Raw genomic sequence first — 19,452 nt, 5'->3', positions numbered from 1 at the left:
TGCCCGTATCGCGGGCTGGGATCGACGAAGGAGCACACCGTGGTGGACCTGACCGCTCTGCTGACCGACCTGGCCGAGGAGTCGGCCGCGCTGGACCGGGTGGTCGCTCGCCTGCCCGCTCTCGCCTGGGAGCGCGAAACGCCGTCGCCCGGCTGGACCGTCGCCCACCAGATCGCCCACCTCGCCTGGACCGACTACGTGGCCCTCCTCGCCGTGACGGAGCCCGAGGAGTTCGCCTCGCGTCTGGCCCGCGTCCGTCCGGAGCGGCTCGCCGACGAGGGCGTGGAGGAGTTCCGTACCGCTCCCGCCGCCCTCTTGGAGGGCTGGCGCACGGGACGTGCCGCGCTCGCCGAAGCCCTCGCGCGTGTCCCCGGGGGGACGAGGATCGCGTGGATCGGCACCCGCATGGCCCCCGCCTCCATGGTCACGGCGCGGCTCATGGAGACCTGGGCGCACGGGCAGGACGTCCACGACGCGCTCTGCCTCCCCCGTCCTGCGACCGCTCGCCTGCGCCACATCGCGCACCTCGGCTTCCGCACCCTCGGCCACGGCTTCGCGACGTACGGCCGCCCCTGCCCACCGCTCCGGTGCGGGTCGAACTGGCCGCGCCCGACGGGGACACGTGGTCCTACGGCCCCGTCGACGCCGCGGACCGCGTGACGGGTCCCGCGCTCGACTTCTGCCTCCTCGTCACCCAGCGCCGCCACCGCGCGGACCTCGCGCTGACGGCGACAGGCCCGGTCGCCACGGAATGGCTCGACGTGGCCCAGGCGTTCGCGGGCCCACCCGGCAGGGGACGCCCGGTGGGCGGGCGTGCGGAGCGTCTTCCCGGCGGGAGCACGGGACAGGGGCCCGCCGGGGCCGGGGCCGGGGACTGAGGGCCCGGGACACCCGGGAGGCGGGTGCGGGATACCGCGCTGGCAGCGGGCCGTGACGTGACCGACCCGGGGGTGCTCGGCGAGGTCGCGCGCGTCGGTGGGGACGGCCCCGGCTCAGTCGGCGCACTCGAAGCACGTGTGCGGCTCAGGCGGCGAGAACGTGTCTTCCGTCAGGGGGCGCACCCCGGGGGGGCGTGCGGACGGGGTGTCACCGGGGCTCCCCGGCGCCCGGCCCCGGCGTTGCGGGCTCTTCCGACTCCGGCAGCACGAGGCGGAAGACGCAGCCCGCGCCCGGCCGGTTGTCGAGCGTGAGGCGGCCCCCGTGAGCCGTCGCGATGGCGGAGGCGATGGCGAGGCCGAGCCCGGAACCGGGTTCGGCCCCTCCCTCGGGTCCGGCTCCGGCCTCGGGGCCCGCTCCGGGAGGTCGCGCACGGTAGAAGCGGTCGAAGACGTACGGGGCCGCTTCCGGCGCGATACCGGGGCCGTTGTCCTCGACCTCCACGACGCAGACGGCGGCCGCCGCTTCGTGGCGCGCACCGACCCGCACCGTGACCGCGCGGTCCGGCGGGGTGTGCACGCACGCGTTGGCGAGGAGATTGCCGAGGACCTGGGCGAGTTGGTGGGGGTCGCCGGGCGCCTCGATGACGGCGAGGTCGTGTGCGGGGGACGCGGTGAGGGGCTCCAGCGTGATCGGGCGGTGCGGGTGGCGGATCGCGGTCGTGGCGATGGCGTCGGCCGCGAGCGAGAGCAGGTCCACGGGCTCGCGGTGCGCAGCGGGCGTGTCACCGAGTTTCGCGAGGAGGAACAGGTCGTCGACGAGGCGGCTCATGCGGTCGGCGTTGCCCGCGACGAGTGCGAGTGCCTCGGCACGCCGCTCCGGTGCCATCGCGGGCTCAGCGAGGAGCAGTTCGGCGAACCCCTGCACGGCCGTGAGCGGCGTGCGCAGTTCGTGGCCCGCGTCCGCCATGAAGCGCCGCAGCCGGGTCTCGGAGGCCTCGGTGCGGCGCAGCGCGTGGCGCAGCCGGTCGAGCATCGTGTTGAGAGCGAGACCGAGCCTGCCGACTTCCGTGTCCGGGTCCGCGACCGGCACGCTGAGCCCGAGCGCGCCTTTCGTGATGTGGCGTGCCGTGTGCTCGACGCGCGTGAGCGGGCGCAGCCCGAGGCGCACCGCGGCGCCGCCGAGGACGACGACACCCACGGAGACGGCGAGGCCCAGCCCGAGGCTCAGCCACAGGAGCTTCGCCGTCGCGCCGTCGACGGTGTCGAGGGGCAGCGCGACGACGGTCCGGATTCCGCCGGGGCCGGTGAAGGCGACGGCCCGCCACGCGGAACCGTCCTCGTCCTCGGCGGAGAGCGTGCGGGGGTGCCCGGTGAGCCGCAGCGCGGCGGCCTGCCGTGGGAGCTTCGGCCCGGGACTGTCGTCGGTTCCGAGGCGCACCCGGGACAGACGGCCGTTCTCGTCGTAGAAGAACACCCGGTAGTCGCTGGGCAGGGCGTCCTCGGTGCCGGGGCCGTGCGGCTCCCTGCCGCTGCTGAGGTCCTCGTAGACGCCCGGCGGCGGCCGGAAGTGCGAGAGCCGTTCGTCGACCTGGTCGGTGAGCCAGCCGCGCAGCACCAGCAGCCCCGCGAGCTGGCACAGGAGGACGGCGCTCGTGGCGAGCAGGGTCGCGATGAGGACGAGGCGGGCGCGCAGGGACCGGGGCCGCAAGCGGCGCGCGACCGCACCGGCGCGGGATGCGGAGCGGCGGACGCGGGAAACGGCGCTACGGAGGCGGGGCGCGGCGGCGAGTCGCGCGCGGTCGCGCGGGCTCATCGCGTACCGGCCCCCGGCTCCTCGCGCGGCAGCCGCAGGCAGTACCCGACGCCGCGCACGGTGTGCAGGAGCGCGGGCGCGCCGTCGTGGTCGAGCTTGCGGCGCAGGTTCTTCACGTACGTGTCGACGATCCGCGTGTCGCCCGAGAAGCCGTACCGCCACACCTGCTGGAGGATCTCCGCCTTCTCCAGCACGCGTTCGGGGTGCGCGAGGAAGCACGCGAGGAGGCGGAACTCGGTGGGGGACAGGCGCAGCGGACTGCCCGCGTGCCACACCTCGTGGGTGCTCTCGTCCAGCGCGAGACCGGCGTACCGCAGTGGTGGCCGCACCGGCGCGGTGGAGGTGGGCGCGCCCGCGCGGCGCAGGATGGCACGGACGCGGAGCAGCACCTCCTGGACGTGGAAGGGCTTGGTGACGTAGTCGTCGCCGCCCGAACTGAGTCCCGTGATGCGGTCCTCGACCCCGGCCCGCGCGGTGAGGAAGAGCACCGGTGTGTAGACGCCCTGGGCGCGCAGTTCACGGGTGAGCCGGAAGCCGTCCATGTCGGGCAGCATGACGTCGAGCACGATGAGGTCGGGCCTGCGGCTGCCCGCCTGGAACATGGCTGCCCGGCCGTCCACCGCGCTCGCCACGGTGTAACCGGCCGCGCCCAGCGCGGTCGTGAGCAGGGTGCGGATGCTGGCGTCGTCCTCGACGACCAGGACGGTGTGCCCCGTGGCGGGGGGACGGGGGACGGTCATGGACGGCACCTCGGCGTAGGCGAAAGGACGGGGAACGGGGACAGCCCCGGACGGCCGCGCGTCGCGGCCGTCCGGGACTCGGGCGGGTCTCAGCCCGTCACCTCCTTGTCCTCGCCGAGGGCGGAGGCCCGGTCGGTGACTGTCTCGCGCAGCTTCGCCACGGCGCTGTCCAGCGCCTTCGACGCGCCGCCCGCCGCCCGGGCCTGCCCGGCGATCGACGTGAGGTACTCCGCGGCGGTGCCGGAGCCGTAGAACTTCTCGTACAGCTCCCGGTAGGCGTCGTGGTAGACGTCGTCGAACGCGTCGGACGCGAGGAACCTCGTCTTCAGGACGTGTCCCATCCGGCCGCCCGCGCCGCCCTTGGCGTCCTCGCCCGCCTTGCCGGCACGGGCGCCGTCCCCGCCGGGCGCGTCCCGGGGGAGGTCCGTGGGCATCCCCTCGGGCATGTCCCCGGGCGCTCCCTCCGGCCCCCCGGCAGCCGCGCCGCCGCCCGCCGGCGCGCCGCCCGGACCGCCCATGCCGACCGAGTCGTCGGGGCCGGTCGACGCGTCCCCGCTGAACGTGAGGTTGTAGTCCCAGCCGAGCACGGAGAACTTCTTCGTGTCGAGGTCGTACCACAGCAGGTAGTTCTTGCCGGGGCCCGCCATGTCGTCGAAGTTCAGCAGGAGGTTCTGCGCGGCGAGGTAGTGGGCGAGCGAGTCGACGTCCACGTACCGGTGCAGGTCGCGGGCGAACTCCTTGTCGGACGCCTTGTTCGCCCATTTGATGAGTTTCATGACCGGTTCGAGGTCCTGACTGCCCACCTTGTTGAGCTGCTTGAAGGAGTCCTCGTAGTCGGTCGGGTCGTCGCCCTGGTAGGCGAAGCTCCCGCCCGCCTTCGCCTTGTACAGCACGCCGTTCCCGTCCGCGACGTCCTCGGCGTAGTCGGTGTCGGGTGCCTCGACCATGAGCCGTGTCACCGCTGGGCGGTTGTTGACCTTGAGTTCCGTGAACCCGTACCGCTCGGCCTTCTGCCCGCTCTTCGCCGTGAGCGACAGAGCGAGGGCTTCGTTGAGCGGGACCTGGTCGTCGCTCCCCGGGCGCAGTGAGATCTCCCGCTCCCCCTGGTAGGCCCGGCCCTCGACGAACTCGTCGATCTTGACGAGCCAGGGCAGTTCCTCGGGCTTGGCGGCGGAGAGGTCGTACTGGACCATGCCGCCCATCCCGCCACCGGCCTTCGGGCCGTCACCGCCGGTCTTCGCGCCGTCGGCCTTCGCCTCGTCACCGGCCTTCGCGCCGCCCGCGTCCGGTGCTCCGGAGGGGGCCGCGCCCCGGTCCGTCCGCCCGCCGCCGGGGAACCCGCGCCCTCCGCCGGGCGCTCGCTTCGACGTGCGCAGGGACGAGAGCGTGGAGTTGCCCTTCAGCCGGATCCCGACGTCGTTGAGGTAGACGCCGTCGATGGTGAGATCGGCCTTGATGTAGTCCTTCGTCCCGTCCTTCTCGAACTCCTTCATCATCTTGTCGAAGTCGGTCTGCTCGTACGTCAGCTGGATCGCGTGCTTCGCCGAGGTGTCGTAGAGCCCGACCGTCCCCTTGACGTCCTCCGTGACGGGGTCCGCCTCGGCGCGCGAGGCGGAGGTGACGTACGGGGAGATCCTGGCGTCACCGAGGAAGGCGACCATCGCGGCGAGCCCGACACCGAGCGCGGCGGCCGGCTTCCAGTGGTGCCGCAGCCGGACGGGCACCCGGTCGCGCAGTCGCGGCCGACGCCGCTCGCGCGCGGGGAACTCCCCTTCCGTGCCGCCGCCCATCACAGGTCCGTCGTGTCGTAACCGGTCAGGACCGTGACCCGCTGTCCTGAGGTCCGCTCCTGGAGGGCGCCGACCAGGTCAGCGGGCTCGGCGCCCTTCTTGAGCCGCACCGTGTAGAAGACCTCGCTGAGCGCGCCACCGCGAATCGTCTCGGTGCTCACCAGCTCGAACTCCGTCGTGTACTTGATGAGGACGTCACGGATCTGCGGCGTGTAGTCGTCACCCGCGGGGACCTGCACCTTGACGACCTGGCGCTGCACGTTGAGCGCGAACCAGTCGAACTTGAACATGACGAGGACGACGGCGCAGACGACCACCGCGCCGACCGCCGCCAGCGTGTAGAAGCGAGCGCCGCAGGCCATGCCGATGGCCATCGCCAGGAAGATGAAGCCGACGTCCCTGGTCTCCTTGACCGCGTTGCGGAAACGGACCACGGACAGCGCTCCGACGAGGGAGAAGGCGCGTGCGAGGTTCGAGCCCACGACCAGCATGATCAGGGCGACGATCATCCCGACGACGACGAGCGTCTGCACGTAGGACTGGCTGTACGAGACGTTGCGGTGCGTGTAGCGGTACACGAAGCCGATGAGCGCGGACAGGACGAAGGACAAGGCCATCGCCGCCACGACGTCGGCGACGCTGAACGTGCCGCTCAGTTCCTGGAGATCGAGATCGAAGTTCACTGTGCTCCTGCTTTCGACGGCGCGTCGTGCCGCGCCGGCCGCTGTGCGAGCGGCTGCTTCTCGGTGGGGGTGGTGCCGTCGGCCACGGGCTCGACGGGGGGAGGGCAGTCCGCCTCGTGGACGTGGAAGACCGAGCGCGGGGCGAGCCCGAAGGCCTCGATGGACTGCACGTACTTCGAGATGCGGACGAGGTGGAGATCGCGCCGGGCCGCGAGGTCCGTGACCCAGTGCGGCGTGCGTTCGTTCACCTTGATCTCCATGACCGTCATGTGCGGGGGGAGGGTGAAGCGGTTCTCCGGGGTGGTGGTGCCGAAGTGGAAATCGCGGTCCCGGCCGCGGACGCGCCGGTCGAAGGTGACGCGCAGACCGGTGTCGGCGTCGCGGCCGACAAGCGCCTCGCGCTGGTAACCGGTGATCGCCGTGGGCCGCAGATCGAGCCGCACGACGAGGTCGAGCACCTCCTGCACGAAGGCGCTCTCGCCGGGCGCGTGGTCGACCAGCTCACGCCCGTCGCACAGGCGCCGCGCCTCGCCGTACGGCAGCGTGATGCGGCGCTTCTGCGTGACGCGGTTGACCCGCTGCTTGATCTCGACGCACACCGGGGAGCTGTCGTTCACGCCGACGAGATCCCCGTAGTGGCGGATGCGCAGCTTGCGCCGGAACTTGAGACCTTCGATCTTCTCCCAGTAGAAGCGGAGCTGCGGCGTGTCGTAGTAGAGGCTCCACACGCCGTACCCGCCCACCGGGCTGTGCGCGTCGGTGTCCATCCGCTCGGAGAGTTCCTCGCGGATCTCGGCGGCTTGCTCGACCGGGACGAGGTACTTCAGCTCGAACCGGTTGAACGCGTGCAACCGGCCGGTGGCGTGCGAGGGTTCCGCCGCGCCGGGGGCCGCGGTGCCGGCGGTGAGCGCTGTGGCCCCCGGGGGCCGCGCCCCCCGCTCCGCTTCCGTTCTCGTGGCCGCCTTCGACAGGAACACCATGCGCCTCCTCGCTCGTACGTCGTGGTCCGACCGGCCACGGCCACGTAACCAGCGGCGTATGAGGAGGCAATGAGAATGGCGGGTGCATCGCGGGTGAACCCTGGAGGGCGGTGCGGTGAACGGGAGGTGCCGGGAGGGCGGTTGAGGGCGGAGAGCGAGGCGCGCCTCAGAGGGCCCCGGACACGCGCCCCTCGGCGGCCCCCGGTTCCGCGCGACCCACCGGCGTCCGGTCCCGCGCTACTCACGGGGGGCCAGGTCCCGGCCCCCGGTTGTCACCTGGTGCCGCGCCGCTCAGTCGTTCCCCGCCGCCCGCACCGTCAGCACCGTGACCCCGGCCGCCGTGAGTGCGTCGACCTCCTCGGGCGGGGCGTCCTCGTCGGTGACCACCGTGTGGAGCGTGGTCGCGGGGACGACGTGGGCGAGGGCGGTGCGGGTGAGCTTGGCTCCCTCGGTGACGGCGACGACGCGGCGGGCCGAGGCGATCGCGGCGCGTTTGACGGCGGCGTCCGCGAGGTCGTACGCGGTGAGCCCGTCCGCCGCCGTGAGGCCGCAGCAGCCGAGTACCGCCGTGTCGAAGCGGAGCGCGGCGAGCGAGGCTTCGGTCAGTGGTCCCGTGAGGGCCAGTTCGCCGGGGCGCGGCTCGCCGCCGGCGAGGAGGAGCCGGGTCGCGGGGGGCTCCACCCCCTCGTACCGCTCGGTGAGGACGTGCACCGCGTGCAGCGAGAGCGGCATCACGGTCAGGCGGCGGCCCGCGAGCGCGCGGGCGACCTTGACGCACGTCGTACCGCTGTCGAGGACGACCGACTCGCCGTCCGCGAGCAGCGCGGCGGCCTCGGCGGCGATACGGAGCTTCGCCGCGCTGCCTTCGCGGGCGCGCGCGGCGAAGGGCTCCTCCTCGCCGCGCAGCACGAGGCTGCGCGCCCCGCCCCGGTAGCGTTCGAGGACTCCCTGGCGCGCGAGCGCGTCGAGGTCGCGGCGGATCGTCATCTCCGAGGCGCCGGTGAGCGCGGCGAGTTCCGCGACGCCCAGCCGCCCGGCCTCACGCACCGCGTGCGTGATCAGCTTCCATCGTTCGGTCCCAGACACACCCCCAGTAAACACGCCACGTGTGAGAAACGCGGTCCTGAGGTGGCTTGGGTTTGTCTTTACGCACATAAACGATGTGCGCTATGTTCGCAACATGAACAAAGTGCTGCGGGCCGGACGCCGCGCGACCTTCGCCGTCTTCCTGCTCAACGGCTTCGTCATGGGCATGTGGGTCGTCCATATCCCCGCCGTCGAGGACCGTGCCGGAATCGACCACGCCCTGCTCGGCTGGCTCCTGCTGCTGCTCGGGGGCGGTGCCTTCGCCGGGATGCAGGCCGCGGGCCCGCTGAGCGACCGCTTCGGTCCGCGCCGCACGGTCCCCGCCGGGCTCGCGCTGTGTGCCGCCGCGCTCGTCCTGCCCGGCCTCGCGACGAACGCGTGGACGCTGGCGGCGGCGCTGCTCGTCCTCGGCTTCGGCAACGGCTGCCTCGACGTGAGCATGAACACGCACGCCGTGCAGGTCGAGCGCGGGTACGGGCGGCCGATCATGTCCGCGTTCCACGCGGTCTTCTCGGTCGGCGGTGTCCTCGCGGCCCTTGTCGGCTCGCAGACCCGGCGCCTGGACTGGTCCCCGGTGGCGGTCTTCGCGGTGACGGCCGCCGCGGGCGTCGTACTGGCGGTGGTGGTGACGCCGATGCTGCTGCGGCCGGAGAGCGGAGAGGCCGCTTCGGACACGGGCGCGTCCGCAGGGACCGGCCAGGCGGACGCGGGGGCGCTCCCCGGGCAGAAGGCCAGGCCCCGGACCCGGACACCCGGCCGCATCTGGCTCCTGGCCGCGCTCGCTCTGATGCTGATGCTGAGCGAGGGCGTCGCGAACGACTGGAGCACGCTGCACCTCAAGGACGTCCTCGACGCCCCCGAGTCCACCGCCGCCTTCGCCTACGGCGCCTTCGCGACCGCGATGACCGCCGGGCGCTTCCTCACGGACCGCGTCGCCGCGCGCTTCGGCTCCTTTGCGGTGCTGCGGTACGGGGCCGCTCTCGCGGCGGCCGGGATGACCCTCGCCGCGCTGTCCCCCTCCGTCTGGGCGGCACTCGTCGGCTGGACCGTTTTCGGCGCGGGCCTCTCGGGCTGCATCCCGCAGCTCTTCAGCGCCGCGGGCCACGCCGACCCGGCGGGCGCGGGCGCCAACGTCTCCCGCGTCGCGGGCCTCGGCTACCTCGGGATGCTCGCGGGCCCCGCCGTCATCGGTCCCCTGACCCACCTCATGCCCCTCAACCTCGCCTTCTTCCTCCCGGTCGCCTTCTGCGTGATCGCGGCGGTGGCGGCGGGAGTGCTGCGGACACCGGAAGGGGCCCCGGCGGAGGAACCGCGTGCCGCGCTGAGCGAGAGCTGATCCGGACGGCCGCGTACGTGCCGCCCACGGCGGGGCCCGGCCTTCCCGCCGTGGGGGGCGACGCACCCGGGCCCCGCCGGGCATGGCGGCCTGACGGGCCACGGCGTCCCCTCGCCCCTGCCGAACGGCGTCCCCTCGCCCCTGCCGAGGGGACAACGGCGTCACCCGCCCGGCACGGACCCGACCTCGAAAGCCGTGCGGACTGCGGGGGCCGGAGCGGCGCTACGCCTTCGTCGCCGTCCGCAGGGCGGCAAGGGCCTCCGCGTACAGCCCTTCCTTGATCTCGGCCCGGACCGGTACGGCCTTCGGGGCGAGGGCGCGGGCGCGCTCCACGGCCTCGGCGACGACCTGGTCCGCCTCCGCCACGGCGTCCACCAGGCCGGAGGCCAGGGCCTCCGGGGCGGGGTAGCGGCGGCCCGTCGTCATCGCCTCGTGCGCCGTCGCGGGTGTCAGGCGCGAGCGGATGAGGGCGGTCATGCCCGGCTGGAAGGGGAGGCCCAGGTCGACCTCGGGCAGGCAGAACCAGCCCCGGTCCGCGCGCATCACGCGGACGTCGTGCGCCAGCGCCCACATCGCCCCCGCGGCGAAGGTGTGCCCCGTGAGCGCCGCGATCGTCACGACGCGCGAGGCGAGGGTACGGGCCAGCAGGGCGTGCACCCGGTCGAGATACGCCGCCTGCTGGTCCCCGTGCGCCATGAGCCACGCGAGATCGAGCCCGTTCGACCAGTACTTGCCCTCGCCCGCCGTCACCAGCGCGCACGGCCCCTTCGCCGCCTCCACCTCGTCGAGCGCCCGCTCCACGGCGCCGAGCCAGTCGGGGTGGAACAGGTTCTCGCTCCCCGCGTCCAGGCGCAGGACGAAGACGTCCCCGTCACGGGTGAGTTCGGGCATGGCGCGTTCCTTCCACGGGGCGGCCGGCGGGATGGCCGGGACGGCGCCCACATGTTAACTGGCCGGTAACTTATGGGGAAGCGGTGCCGACCGGCCGAGTGGACCCGGCCCGCCGCCCCCCTGTCGCACCCGGCGCCGCCCGTAACTCCTGCTACCTTCCTGCCGATTACGACGGTTTTGCCACCGTCTGCCGAGAGCAGTGACAGAAGCGACAGAGCGGGAGCGCACGTGAAGATCGTCTGTGCCGGAGGCGGCCCCGGGGGGCTGTACTTCTCGATCCTGATGAAACTCCAGGACCCCGCGCACGAGATCACCGTGCACGAACGCAACCCGGCGGGCTCCACCTACGGCTGGGGCGTCACCTACTGGGAAGACCTCCTCGACCGGCTCCGCGCCCACGACGAGCCCAGTGCCCACGCCGTCCACGCCGCCTCGCTCCCCTGGAGGAACGGCCGCGCCCGCGTCCGCGAGGAGGTCACCGAGCACCACGGCGACCAGGGCTACGGCATCGGCCGCCACCGCCTCCTCGCCCTCCTCGCCGCCCGCGCCCGCGACCTCGGCGTCGATGTCCGCCACGGCAGCGCGATCGACCCCGCCGCGCCCCCGGCCGCCGACCTCCTCGTCGCCGCCGACGGCGTCGGCAGCACCCTGCGCCGCCACCACGCGCACCACTTCGGCCCGCGCCTCACCGAAGGCCGCAACGTCTACGTCTGGCTCGGCACCCCCCGGGTCTTCACGAGCTTCAGCTTCGCCTTCGTCGACACCCCGCACGGCTGGATCTGGTGCTACGCCTACGGGTACGGGCCCGAGGGCAGCACCTGCGTCATCGAGTGCGCCCCCGCCACCTGGCGCGGTCTCGGCCTCGACACCGCCAAGGAGGACGCGCAACTCCGCACCCTCGAAGGGCTCTTCGCGGGCCTCCTCGACGGAGCCCCGCTCCTCGGCCAGGACGCCACGCACCCCGCCCCCGACTGGCGCCCCTTCCGCACCCTCACCACCCGCCGCTGGCACCACGAGAACCTCGTGCTCCTCGGCGACGCGGCCCACACCACCCACTACTCCATCGGCGCCGGCACCACACTCGCCCTCGAAGACGCCATGGCCCTCGCCCAGGCCCTCGGCGAGGGCGGCCCGCGCGAGACTGCCCTCGCCACGTACGAACGCCGCCGTCGCAGGGAACTCCTCTCCGTCCAGAGCGCCGCGCGCCACAGCGCCCACTGGTACGAGAACCTGCCCCGCTACATCGACCTGCCGCCCGAGCAGATGTTCGCACTCCTCGGCCAGCGTCACTCCCCGCTCCTGCCCTACATCCCGCCCCAGCTCTACTACCGCGTCGACCGCGCCGCCGAACGCCTCGAAGCCCTCCGCCGCCTCAAGCGCTGGCTCGGGCCGCGCCTCGCCCGCGGCCTCCAGGCCCGCGACACGGAACGCCGCTGACAGCGCCGGGAGGGCTGCCCGGAGGGACGGCTCGGACGGACGGCCCCGCCGTGGACGTGACGGGGCGTCGGAAGCCCCGAGCGCCTCGTCCTCGGGTGCGCGCCGCCGCCCGCGCGCACGTCGCGTCCTCGCGTGCGCGGCGCGGGGACGCACCCGTCACCGGCTGGAGCCCTCGCTTCAGCCCAGGAGCAGGTGACGCAGGTGCGCGCACGCCTCCGACTCCTCGGCGTGACGCGCGTACGGGGTCCAGCGGCCCCGCTCGTAGCCGCCCGTCTCCCACCGCTTCGGCTCGCCCGGCGCGCGGCGCAGGTAGAGGAAGTCGCCGGGCAGCGGGGCCGGTTGGTGGGCCTCCTCGATCCAGTAGACGGACGCGGGCAGGCCCGCCGCGCGCAGTGCGGCGGCGAGCGCGGCCCGCGGGCCCGCGGCCTCAGCCGACAAGGGCACGCAGGTAGTCGTGGTCGAGGAGCCACTTCACGTTGAGGCCCTCGCCCTCGCCCGGGTCGAGCAGCGCCGGGTCCAGCTTGATCTGATGGCCGCCGCCCGGCTGACCGAACCACGGCGCGATGCGCCCCTGCCACACCGTGAACCGCTTCGTCACCTCGTACACGTGGTAGCCGCACGGCGCGTCGGCCTCACGGGTGCCGAGGTTCTGCGGCGGCAGCGCGCGCTTGGCGTAGGCGTCCCCTGCGGGGGCGAGGAACGCTCCGTACACCGAGCCGAAGCGGTCCAGGCGCTCACCGCGACGCAGCCGCGTCGCCGTGCGGTCCGGCGCGCCGTTCGTCTCCGTGAAGCCGTCGTTCGGCGGGTACTTCCAGCTCCCGCCCGCGGCGTCGCCCTCCCAGTACTTCTTCAGGAAGGCGTGCTCACCGAGCCCGCCCGTGCGCTTCCAGCCCTTGAGGAGCGGGCCCACCGGCTTCTGGCGAGGCCCCGGCAGATGGCGCGGGCCGAGTCGCGCGTCGCCGCGGAACTCACCCGTGCACAGGGCGGGAGCGGCGGCCCCGGCCGGTCCGGTCGCCTCGGCGGGAGCGGTGGCGAGCGCTGCGGTGGTGAGCGCGGCGAGCAGCAGCGCGAGCGGCTTGGCGATCACGAAGGGGTACCTCCGGGCTGTGCGGGAGCCCGCGCGGACCAGCCGCGCGGACGGTGACCTGCCGCAAGCTAGCCGGGCGCCGACCGCGTGCCCGCCGCGCGGGACCCGTACCCGCCCGAGTTCCCCCGAACGAGTGAGGCGGCCTCAGTCCCGCCCGAACCCCAGTGCCGCGGCGGCCCGTTCGGGCGCCGGCTCGTTCCAGTACCGCAGCAGGTTCTCGTTCGAGGTGAGCGAGCGCGGCAGCGCGCGGTCCACGTACAGCGTCCCGTCGAGGTGATCGGTCTCGTGCTGCGCGATGCGTGCCGCCCAGCCCCGTACCTCCTCGTCGAACGCCGTCCCGCGCTCGTCCTCGGCCCGCAGCCGCACCACCGCGTGCCGCGCCACGACGGCCTGCCAGCCCGGCACGCTCAAGCAGCCCTCGTAGAAGGCCGCGCGCCGCTCGCCGACGCCCTCGTACACCGGATTGACCAGCACGCGGTACGGGAGCGGTTCGCGCTCGCGCACGCGGCGCACCTCCTCGGTCACCGTCGCCGGGTCCTCCAGGACCGCGAGCCTGAGCGGCACACCGATCTGCGGCGCCGCGAGACCGACCCCGGGGGCCTCGCGCATCGTGCGCCGCATCGCCGCGAGCAGCCGGGCGAGCAGCGCCTCGGGGAGCTGGCCCTCGTACGGCGCGGCGGGCGTGCGCAGGACGGGGTCGCCCGCCGCGACGATCGGAAGGGGGTCCTCGGTGGCGAGCAGGCGCTCGACCCGCTCGGGCAGGGGCGGCAGGGTGCCGGGAGTGGTCATCGGGCCAGTCTCGCAAAAGGCCCCGCGCCGGTCAGTCCCGCAGGAGGCCGGTCTCGCGGGAGCGCGCCCGCCCGGCGCCGCGGTCCGTCCACTCCCGCACCCCGCCCGCCGAGAAGACCACCGGCAACTCCTCCAGACCCCGCTTCCACAGCGAGCGGCGCCAGCGCAACTCGTCGGCCTCGACCGCCACGGCGAGGTCGGGAAGCCGGGCGAGCAGCGTGTCGATCGCCGTCCGGGCGATGACGCGGGCCATCTGCGGGGAGGGGTGCGGGCAGCGGTGCTCGCCCATGCTGAACGACAGGTGCGCCGTGCTGCCCTCGCCCATGCCACCGTGCGGCCACAGCTCCGGGTCGGTGTTCGCGGCGGCGAGACCGAGGAGCACGCAGTCGCCCTGTTTGACGGGCCGCCCGCCGAGTTCCGTGTCCCGCGTCGCCCAGCGGCCCAGGAAGTTCTGCACCGGAGTGTCGAGCCACAGCGTCTCGGTGAGCGCCTCCGGGACCCCGACGCGACCGCCCGCGACCTTGTCGGCGAAGCGCTCGTCGAGCAGGAGGAGGCGCAGCGCGTTGCAGATCCAGTTCGCCGTGGGCTGCTGACCGGCCAGGATGAGCACCGTGAGGTCGTGCACCGCCTCCGTGTCGGTCAGGGCGGCGGGGTCCGCGACGAGGTACGAGGTGAGGTCCCGCTCGGGCCGTTCCCGGCGCGAGGCGATGAGCGCGCCGAGTTGCCTGGCGACCCGCCGGTAGGCCTCGACCGGGTTCTCGCCGCGCTCGGCGTCGAGAGTGATCCGCAGGTCCTCGGCGAGATTCTCGGTGATCTCCTCACCCGCGGGCATCCCGCACAGCTCGATCATCACGCGCACGGGGAGCGCGTGCACGTACGCCTCAAGAAGCTCCGCGTGCCCGTCGTGCACGAACCGGTCGGTGAGCCGCCGTCCGACCGACTCGCAGACGAGCGAGACGTCGTACATGTCCATGGCCTCCAGCGCGCGCGTGAGGGCGCCCGCGCGGCGCCTGTGCTCCTCGCCCTCGGCGAAGAACACCGAGGGCTGGTAGCCCGCGTAGGCGAGCAGCGGCCAGTCGCCCGGGATGTTCTCCCACTGGTGCCAGCGCCGCGAGTCGCGCCCGAACTCCTCGTCGTGGCTCGTCACATAGGCGACCTCGGGGTAGCCGAGGGCGAGCCAGGCGGGGATGTCGTCGTCGAGCAGCACGGGCGCGACGGGCCCGAAGCGTGAGCGCAGTTCGCGGTACAGCTCGGCGGGCGGCCGGTCCGAGTCGAGCGTCGAGAGGCGTACGGGCTCGTCCTCCCAGCGGTCCCCGTGCGCGGGGCAGGCGAGCGGGGGACCGCCGGCCGCGCTGGGGCCCCGCAGCGGCGGCGCCGAGGACTCCTTCGGGCGGTGGTCCCAGGGCCGCAGCGGTTCGGGGCCGTAGTCGTCCGAGGGGGGCGGGAAGAGCGGGTTCTTCATACGCCAGCCTCCTGCGCGAGGGCGCGGTGGTAGAGGTGGTCGACGAGGGTGAGCAGGACCTCCTTGCTGGAGGCCCGTTCGCGCGCGTCGCAGTCGAGGACGGGGACGTGCGCGGAGAGGTTGAGCGCGGCGCGGATCTCGGCGAGGCCGTAGCGGCGAGGGTCGTTCTCGAAACGGTTGACGGCGACGACGAAGGGCGTGTGGTGGGCTTCGAGGCGGTCGACGGCGTACCAGGAGTCGGCGACCTTGCGGGTGTCGACGAGGACGACCGCGCCGAGGCTCCCGGCGAAGAGCTGGTCCCACAGGAACCAGAAGCGCTCCTGCCCCGGGGCGCCGAAGAGGTAGAGCACGGTGCGCTCGTTGAGCGTGATGCGGCCGAAGTCGAAGGCGACCGTCGTGGTGGTCTTCGACTCGACGCCCGCGAGGTCGTCGACGCCCTCGCCCGCCTCCGTCATGACCTCTTCGGTGCTCAGCGGGCGGATCTCGCTCACGGCGCGCACCATCGTCGTCTTGCCGACGGCGAAGCCGCCGACCACGACGATCTTCACGCCCTGCTCCGCGGTCGCGGGCAGCGGCGTGCGGGCCCCCGGTGGCGCGGTCGCCTGGGCGGGTACGGCCTCGGACGGGGGAGCCGACGAGGCGGCGGGCTCCGCCGCTGTCGTCGGGGTGGTGGATTCAGAGTCTGCGCAGCGCATGGAGCACCTCTTCGAGTACGGCGGTGTCCGGCCCCGTCGTCCCCGCCGCGCGGGCGGCGGGGCGCGGGGAGCGGACGCGGATGTGCCCGGCGGCGAGCAGGTCCTCCAGCAGAATGCGCGTCACCACCACGGGGAGGCCCAGTTCGGCGGAGAGTTCGACGACCGCCACCGGGCGCTGGCACAGGTCCAGGACGCGCTGGTGCTCGGGGCCGAGGTCCCGGGCCCGGTCCGTCTCGCGCACGACCAGGGTGACGAGGTCGAAGACGCGCGAGCCGGCCGCGGTCCTGCCGCCGGTGACGAGGAAGATCCGGTCGGGTTCGCCCACGTCGGCCGGACCGCGTGGCGTCACGGGGTACCGGCGTTCGGTGCGGGGCTGCGCGGTTCGGCGCGCAGGTGGGCGCCGATCGCTCCGACCAGGTGGCTCATCTCCTGTCCCACGTACTCGGGGTCGGCGCTCTCCTCGGCGACCACCGCGAGGTGCGCGCCGTCGCCCGCGTCCACGATGAAGAGCTGTCCGCCGTAGTACGCGGTCATCGAGTGCCGGACGCCACCGCGCCGGTCGCCGAACTCGACGGACGCGCCCTGGGCGAGCGCCTGGATACCGGAACAGATCGCGGCGAGCTGGTCGGCCTGGTCGAGGGGGAGGTCGGGGGTCCAGCAGAGCTTGAGGCCGTCGCGGGAGAGGACGAGGGCATGGCGGGTTCCCGGGGTGTGGTCCAGGAGTTTTTCGAGGAGCCAGCCGAGGCTGTTGTCGGTGGTGGGCATGGTGTGCGCGGGCGGGGTCCGGGCGGGGGCACGGACACCGGCCCTTGTCTCCAATCACGTGCGCCGGTCCGGGGCCGCCGCGAGGGCGGCCGGGGGCGGGGCGGGGGGAACTGGGGGGCGGCCCTGCCGGGGCTCAGGGGGTCTCGCGCTCCGGCAGGTCAGTGGGGGACGGGGTGGACTCGGTGGGCGGCGCGCCGTGTGGGCGCCGGCCCTCGTCGGGTGCGGGGCCCGGTGGCGCGGCGGGGGCCGCTGGGGCGGGCACCGGGGCGGTGGAGGATGCCGACCGTCCGCTGGTGACCGTATGACCGGTCGCGGTCGCCTGATCGGTCGTGGCTGCCTCGCGGGCGGCGCGGCCCGCGCGCATCGCGCGGTCGAAGCCGCCGAAGCTGCGGCCCACGTCCTGCTGCGGCGTCGGCACGGAAGGCTCACCGGCGAGGAGTTCGGCGATCATCTGGTCCACGGCGGCCATCGTCCGGCCCGGCGGGCGGACGGGAAGGCCGTTCTCCGTGGAGACGAGCGGCCCGAGCCCCTGCAAGGGATCGAAGAACAACTCGCCGCTGTCGTCCCCGAAGAAGCGCGCCCGCGCCCCCTCAGGGTCGGCGCGGAAGCGCTCGCGCTCCATGAAGCCGGGCACCGGGTCCTCGCTGTCCGGCTCGCCCGGCAGCTCCCGGGAGTACGGGGCGGAGCCCGGCGCGGTGGCTTGGTGGCGCGGGGAGGGGAGCGGCCCGTGCGTGCCGGGGCCGCGGGTGGGGAGCGGGGGCGGGGCGGGGGCGTGCGGGGCGGAGTTCGGCACGGGGGAGCCCGCGGGGACGGCCCCGGCGGGAGGGGTGCCGGGCCCGGCGGGACGCGCCGGTGCGAGACCCGTACCTCCCGGCTCCGTCACGCCCGGACCGTACGCGCCCGTCGGGCTGGTGCCGTACGCGTCCGTCGCGCCCGTGCCTCCGGCCTGCGTTCCCCGCGCCGTGGCGGTCTTCTCCGCTTCCGGGGCCGGTCCGTCGCGGTAGGGGTCCCGCCCCGTCACCTCCTCGTACGCGCCCGGCGGTTCGCTGTCGTAGGGGTCCGCGCCCTCGGGCAGGTAGGGGGCGCGCCTCCTGGGGGCGGGCGGCTCCTGCTCCGGGGCCTCGTTCCGGTGTTCCCCGGCTTCGGGCGCGGGCCGGGCGATCCAGGGGGCCGTCAGGCGTTCCAGCTCGGACGGCGGTCCGGGCGGGGGCAGCGGCGTGCCCGCCTCGGCGGCGGCGCGTGCGCGCTCCTCCTTGTGCGCCTGGACCCATGCCCGGTGCTTGGCGAGGGCCTCGGCGGGCGGGAGATCGCGGTCGAGCGGCGGGGCGACGGGAGCGGTGATCTCGGGGAGCTTCTGCTCGACGACGAGCGCGGGGTGCTGGGGGTTGCGCTCGGAGATGTGCACCGAGGGGAGCAGGACGACGAAGCCCGTACCGCCGCGCGAGGAGGGCCGGATGCTGACCTCGATCTCGAAGCGCTGGGCGATCATGCCGACGACGTTGAAGCCGTAGTGGTGGTTCTTGAAGTCCGCGAGGTCGAGCACCTTGCCCGCGAGACAGTCCTCGACGTATTCGCGCATCGCCCAGGGGATCTTCATGCCGCTGTCCTCGATCGTCACGACGATGCCCGCGGGGCGTTCCTCGGCGTAGACGTGCACCTCGGCGGTGGGAGGCGAGAACTGGGTCGCGTTGTCGATGAGTTCGGCGAGGAGGTGCATGATCGCCTCGGCCGAGCGGCCGACGATCGACAGTTCGGTGTCGCAGTGCAGCACGACCCTGCGGTACGCCTCGATCTTGCCGATCGCGCCGCGCAGGATGCGGTACATGACGATGGGACGGGTCCAGATCCGGCTGCCCCGGCCGCCGACCATCCAGGCGATGCGGTCGGCGGCGAGGGCGAGCCGCGAGGCCGTCTCGTCGAGGAAGAAGAGGTCCTTGAACGCCTCCTGGCCGTACCGGAACTGCATGTCCTGGAGGCGGTGCAGGATGGTGGCGTTGCGCGCCTGCACGCGGGTGAGGCTGTGCCTGACCATGCCGTACGCGACCTTGGCGCGCCGCATCCCGTAGTGCGCGGACCAGGCGAACTCGTCGAGCGCGGCGCGCAGCCGCTCGTCCTCGGGGAGCGGGACGCGGTGCAGGGCGTCGCCGTGGTTGCGCAGTTCGGCGAAGCGGGCCACGACGAGCGGCACCGTCTCGTGCGCGAAGGTCTCGATGTCCTGGTCGAGCCGCTCGGCGCGGTGGGCCGCCTCGACGCTCAGCGCGCGGGCGTCGCGCGCCGCCCTGTGCGCGGTGGCGAGCGCGGTCGCGACGGAGTGGAGGGCCGCGCGGAGCGAGGGATCGGACGGCAGCGAGAGGGCGTCGAGCGCGCGCGTCGCGTCCTCGCCGTCGGCGAGCCGCGCGCCGAGGTCGGGCAGGAGGACGCGGACGAGCCGGGCGATCTCCGCCGTGTGCCCGGAGAGCGCCTCGCGGGCGTCGGTACGGGCCTGTTCGGCCCGCTCCGCGCGGCGGCGGTGCACCCGGAGGAGCAGGGTGGCCCACGTCGTGGCGAGGGCGAGGAGCAGCCAGCAGATCCCTGCCGTCGTGCCCGTCCAGACCTGGGCGGCCGGCGGCGCGGCGGTCGTCGCGGCCATGGCGCCGACGGCCGTGAGCGCGAGCAGGAGCAGGGGCGGCGCCGCCCGGGGCAGCCGCCCGGGGCGGCCCGCGCGGCGCGGGTGGTGAGCGGTCACTGGCATTCCGCGGTTCCCTCGGTCTCGATGGTGGGGGAGGGGAGTACGGGGGGACGTACGAGACGCGGACCGGGGCCGCGTGCGGGTCATGCTAACCGTGCCGAAGCGGACCGTTGGGGTGCTGTACGGGCATAGCGCCCGATGGGGGTGTTTACCGTCGAATCCCTTTCAGGGATGGGGTGATTGTGGTAGACGAGGTCGATTTGCCGTACGGGGTCAGCCGGTCCGGCTGTGGCGGTGCCCTGGGGGAGGGCGAGGGGCGTGCCCGGCGCGGCGCGCGGGGGAACGTGCCTCG

The 19,452-nt window shown here is 74.0% G+C and carries 17 protein-coding genes and 1 pseudogene; 3 read left to right on the top strand and 15 right to left on the bottom strand.

The features are described from left to right. The first annotated feature begins 39 nt into the window (after positions 1 to 39). A pseudogene (locus tag IF99_RS30515) lies at positions 40 to 878 on the top strand (TIGR03084 family metal-binding protein). Between the two features lie 208 nt (positions 879 to 1,086). Here the strand turns inward: IF99_RS30515 and IF99_RS0102960 are convergent. The 6 genes from IF99_RS0102960 to IF99_RS0102935 all read right to left on the bottom strand — a co-directional run bounded on the left by IF99_RS0102960 (position 1,087) and on the right by IF99_RS0102935 (position 7,970). Then, positions 1,087 to 2,691, bottom strand: a complete 1,605-nt coding sequence (locus IF99_RS0102960) for a sensor histidine kinase (RefSeq protein WP_030994712.1) — start codon at positions 2,689 to 2,691, stop codon at positions 1,087 to 1,089. Next, on the bottom strand, positions 2,688 to 3,431 hold the full coding sequence (locus tag IF99_RS0102955; protein ID WP_030994711.1) for a response regulator transcription factor: 744 nt from the start codon (positions 3,429 to 3,431) through the stop codon (positions 2,688 to 2,690). Before IF99_RS0102955 ends, IF99_RS0102960 begins: the two co-directional genes overlap by 4 nt. An 89-nt stretch (positions 3,432 to 3,520) precedes the next feature. After that, a complete protein-coding gene (locus IF99_RS0102950; RefSeq protein ID WP_030994710.1) occupies positions 3,521 to 5,221 on the bottom strand; it encodes a CotH kinase family protein in 1,701 nt (566 codons plus the stop codon). Beyond that, positions 5,221 to 5,904, bottom strand: coding sequence for a DUF4956 domain-containing protein (locus IF99_RS0102945; protein ID WP_030994709.1), 684 nt, complete (start codon positions 5,902 to 5,904; stop codon positions 5,221 to 5,223). Before IF99_RS0102945 ends, IF99_RS0102950 begins: the two co-directional genes overlap by 1 nt. After that, entirely contained in the window at positions 5,901 to 6,884 is a 984-nt protein-coding gene (locus IF99_RS0102940) for a polyphosphate polymerase domain-containing protein (RefSeq protein WP_030994708.1), read from the bottom strand. The genes IF99_RS0102945 and IF99_RS0102940 overlap by 4 nt, the downstream gene beginning before the upstream one ends. A gap of 291 nt (positions 6,885 to 7,175) precedes the next feature. Next, positions 7,176 to 7,970, bottom strand: a complete 795-nt coding sequence (locus IF99_RS0102935) for a DeoR/GlpR family DNA-binding transcription regulator (protein WP_030994707.1) — start codon at positions 7,968 to 7,970, stop codon at positions 7,176 to 7,178. Positions 7,971 to 8,064: 94 nt separating this feature from the next. Here IF99_RS0102935 and IF99_RS0102930 point away from each other — a divergent pair, with 94 nt between their 5' ends. Beyond that, positions 8,065 to 9,306, top strand: a complete 1,242-nt coding sequence (locus IF99_RS0102930) for an MFS transporter (protein WP_030994706.1) — start codon at positions 8,065 to 8,067, stop codon at positions 9,304 to 9,306. 222 nt (positions 9,307 to 9,528) lie between these two features. Here the strand turns inward: IF99_RS0102930 and IF99_RS0102925 are convergent, their stop codons facing one another. Beyond that, positions 9,529 to 10,197: an enoyl-CoA hydratase/isomerase family protein gene (locus IF99_RS0102925; protein ID WP_030994705.1), complete on the bottom strand. Its 669-nt coding sequence runs from the start codon at positions 10,195 to 10,197 to the stop codon at positions 9,529 to 9,531. 228 nt (positions 10,198 to 10,425) lie between these two features. On the opposite strand from IF99_RS0102925, the gene IF99_RS0102920 reads away from it, so the two are divergent. Next, the gene (locus IF99_RS0102920) at positions 10,426 to 11,634 is read left to right on the top strand and encodes an FAD-dependent monooxygenase (protein ID WP_030994704.1); all 1,209 of its coding nucleotides are present in this window, start codon (positions 10,426 to 10,428) and stop codon (positions 11,632 to 11,634) included. Between the two features lie 177 nt (positions 11,635 to 11,811). On the opposite strand, the gene IF99_RS0102915 is transcribed toward IF99_RS0102920, so the two are convergent. The 8 genes from IF99_RS0102915 to IF99_RS31575 form a co-directional block, all read right to left on the bottom strand. Next, positions 11,812 to 12,078, bottom strand: a complete 267-nt coding sequence (locus tag IF99_RS0102915; protein WP_078654967.1) for a hypothetical protein — start codon at positions 12,076 to 12,078, stop codon at positions 11,812 to 11,814. Beyond that, entirely contained in the window at positions 12,062 to 12,721 is a 660-nt protein-coding gene (locus IF99_RS0102910; RefSeq protein WP_030994702.1) for a TNT domain-containing protein, read from the bottom strand. The genes IF99_RS0102915 and IF99_RS0102910 overlap by 17 nt, the downstream gene beginning before the upstream one ends. A gap of 144 nt (positions 12,722 to 12,865) precedes the next feature. Next, positions 12,866 to 13,510 carry a peptide deformylase gene (locus IF99_RS0102905; protein ID WP_030994701.1) on the bottom strand — a complete coding sequence of 215 codons (645 nt, stop codon included), beginning with the start codon at positions 13,508 to 13,510 and terminating at the stop codon, positions 12,866 to 12,868. A 31-nt stretch (positions 13,511 to 13,541) separates the two neighbouring features. Further along, on the bottom strand, positions 13,542 to 14,717 hold the full coding sequence (locus tag IF99_RS0102900) for a cytochrome P450 (protein ID WP_030994700.1): 1,176 nt from the start codon (positions 14,715 to 14,717) through the stop codon (positions 13,542 to 13,544). Positions 14,718 to 14,968: 251 nt separating this feature from the next. After that, positions 14,969 to 15,667, bottom strand: a complete 699-nt coding sequence (locus tag IF99_RS0102895) for a GTP-binding protein (RefSeq protein ID WP_199806445.1) — start codon at positions 15,665 to 15,667, stop codon at positions 14,969 to 14,971. Then, positions 15,648 to 16,016, bottom strand: a complete 369-nt coding sequence (locus tag IF99_RS0102890) for a DUF742 domain-containing protein (RefSeq protein ID WP_030994698.1) — start codon at positions 16,014 to 16,016, stop codon at positions 15,648 to 15,650. The genes IF99_RS0102895 and IF99_RS0102890 overlap by 20 nt, the downstream gene beginning before the upstream one ends. Then, positions 16,013 to 16,432 carry a roadblock/LC7 domain-containing protein gene (locus IF99_RS0102885; RefSeq protein ID WP_030994697.1) on the bottom strand — a complete coding sequence of 140 codons (420 nt, stop codon included), beginning with the start codon at positions 16,430 to 16,432 and terminating at the stop codon, positions 16,013 to 16,015. Before IF99_RS0102885 ends, IF99_RS0102890 begins: the two co-directional genes overlap by 4 nt. A gap of 133 nt (positions 16,433 to 16,565) precedes the next feature. Beyond that, positions 16,566 to 19,163 (bottom strand): ATP-binding protein, encoded by a 2,598-nt coding sequence (locus IF99_RS31575; protein WP_030994696.1) that lies wholly within the window; start codon positions 19,161 to 19,163, stop codon positions 16,566 to 16,568. Positions 19,164 to 19,452 lie beyond the last annotated feature (289 nt).

Source organism: Streptomyces sp. NRRL F-5630 (genome assembly GCF_000719475.1).
In the GTDB taxonomy this organism is placed as follows: Bacteria; Actinomycetota; Actinomycetes; order Streptomycetales; family Streptomycetaceae; genus Streptomyces.
The sequence above is the reverse complement of the archived record's forward strand: the minus strand, read 5'-3'. Positions and strand labels throughout refer to the sequence as shown.

What these genes read in the sequence shown, in the direction of transcription:
- IF99_RS0102960 (WP_030994712.1), bottom strand. Translation starts at nt 2,691, where the DNA reads ATGAGCCCGCGCGACCGCGCGCGACTCGCCGCCGCGCCCCGCCTCCGT.
- IF99_RS0102955 (WP_030994711.1), bottom strand. Translation starts at nt 3,431, where the DNA reads ATGACCGTCCCCCGTCCCCCCGCCACGGGGCACACCGTCCTGGTCGTC.
- IF99_RS0102950 (WP_030994710.1), bottom strand. Translation starts at nt 5,221, where the DNA reads ATGGGCGGCGGCACGGAAGGGGAGTTCCCCGCGCGCGAGCGGCGTCGG.
- IF99_RS0102940 (WP_030994708.1), bottom strand. Translation starts at nt 6,884, where the DNA reads ATGGTGTTCCTGTCGAAGGCGGCCACGAGAACGGAAGCGGAGCGGGGG.
- IF99_RS0102930 (WP_030994706.1), top strand. Translation starts at nt 8,065, where the DNA reads ATGAACAAAGTGCTGCGGGCCGGACGCCGCGCGACCTTCGCCGTCTTC.
- IF99_RS0102925 (WP_030994705.1), bottom strand. Translation starts at nt 10,197, where the DNA reads ATGCCCGAACTCACCCGTGACGGGGACGTCTTCGTCCTGCGCCTGGAC.
- IF99_RS0102905 (WP_030994701.1), bottom strand. Translation starts at nt 13,510, where the DNA reads ATGACCACTCCCGGCACCCTGCCGCCCCTGCCCGAGCGGGTCGAGCGC.
- IF99_RS0102895 (WP_199806445.1), bottom strand. Translation starts at nt 15,667, where the DNA reads ATGCGCTGCGCAGACTCTGAATCCACCACCCCGACGACAGCGGCGGAG.
- IF99_RS0102885 (WP_030994697.1), bottom strand. Translation starts at nt 16,432, where the DNA reads ATGCCCACCACCGACAACAGCCTCGGCTGGCTCCTCGAAAAACTCCTG.
- IF99_RS31575 (WP_030994696.1), bottom strand. Translation starts at nt 19,163, where the DNA reads ATGCCAGTGACCGCTCACCACCCGCGCCGCGCGGGCCGCCCCGGGCGG.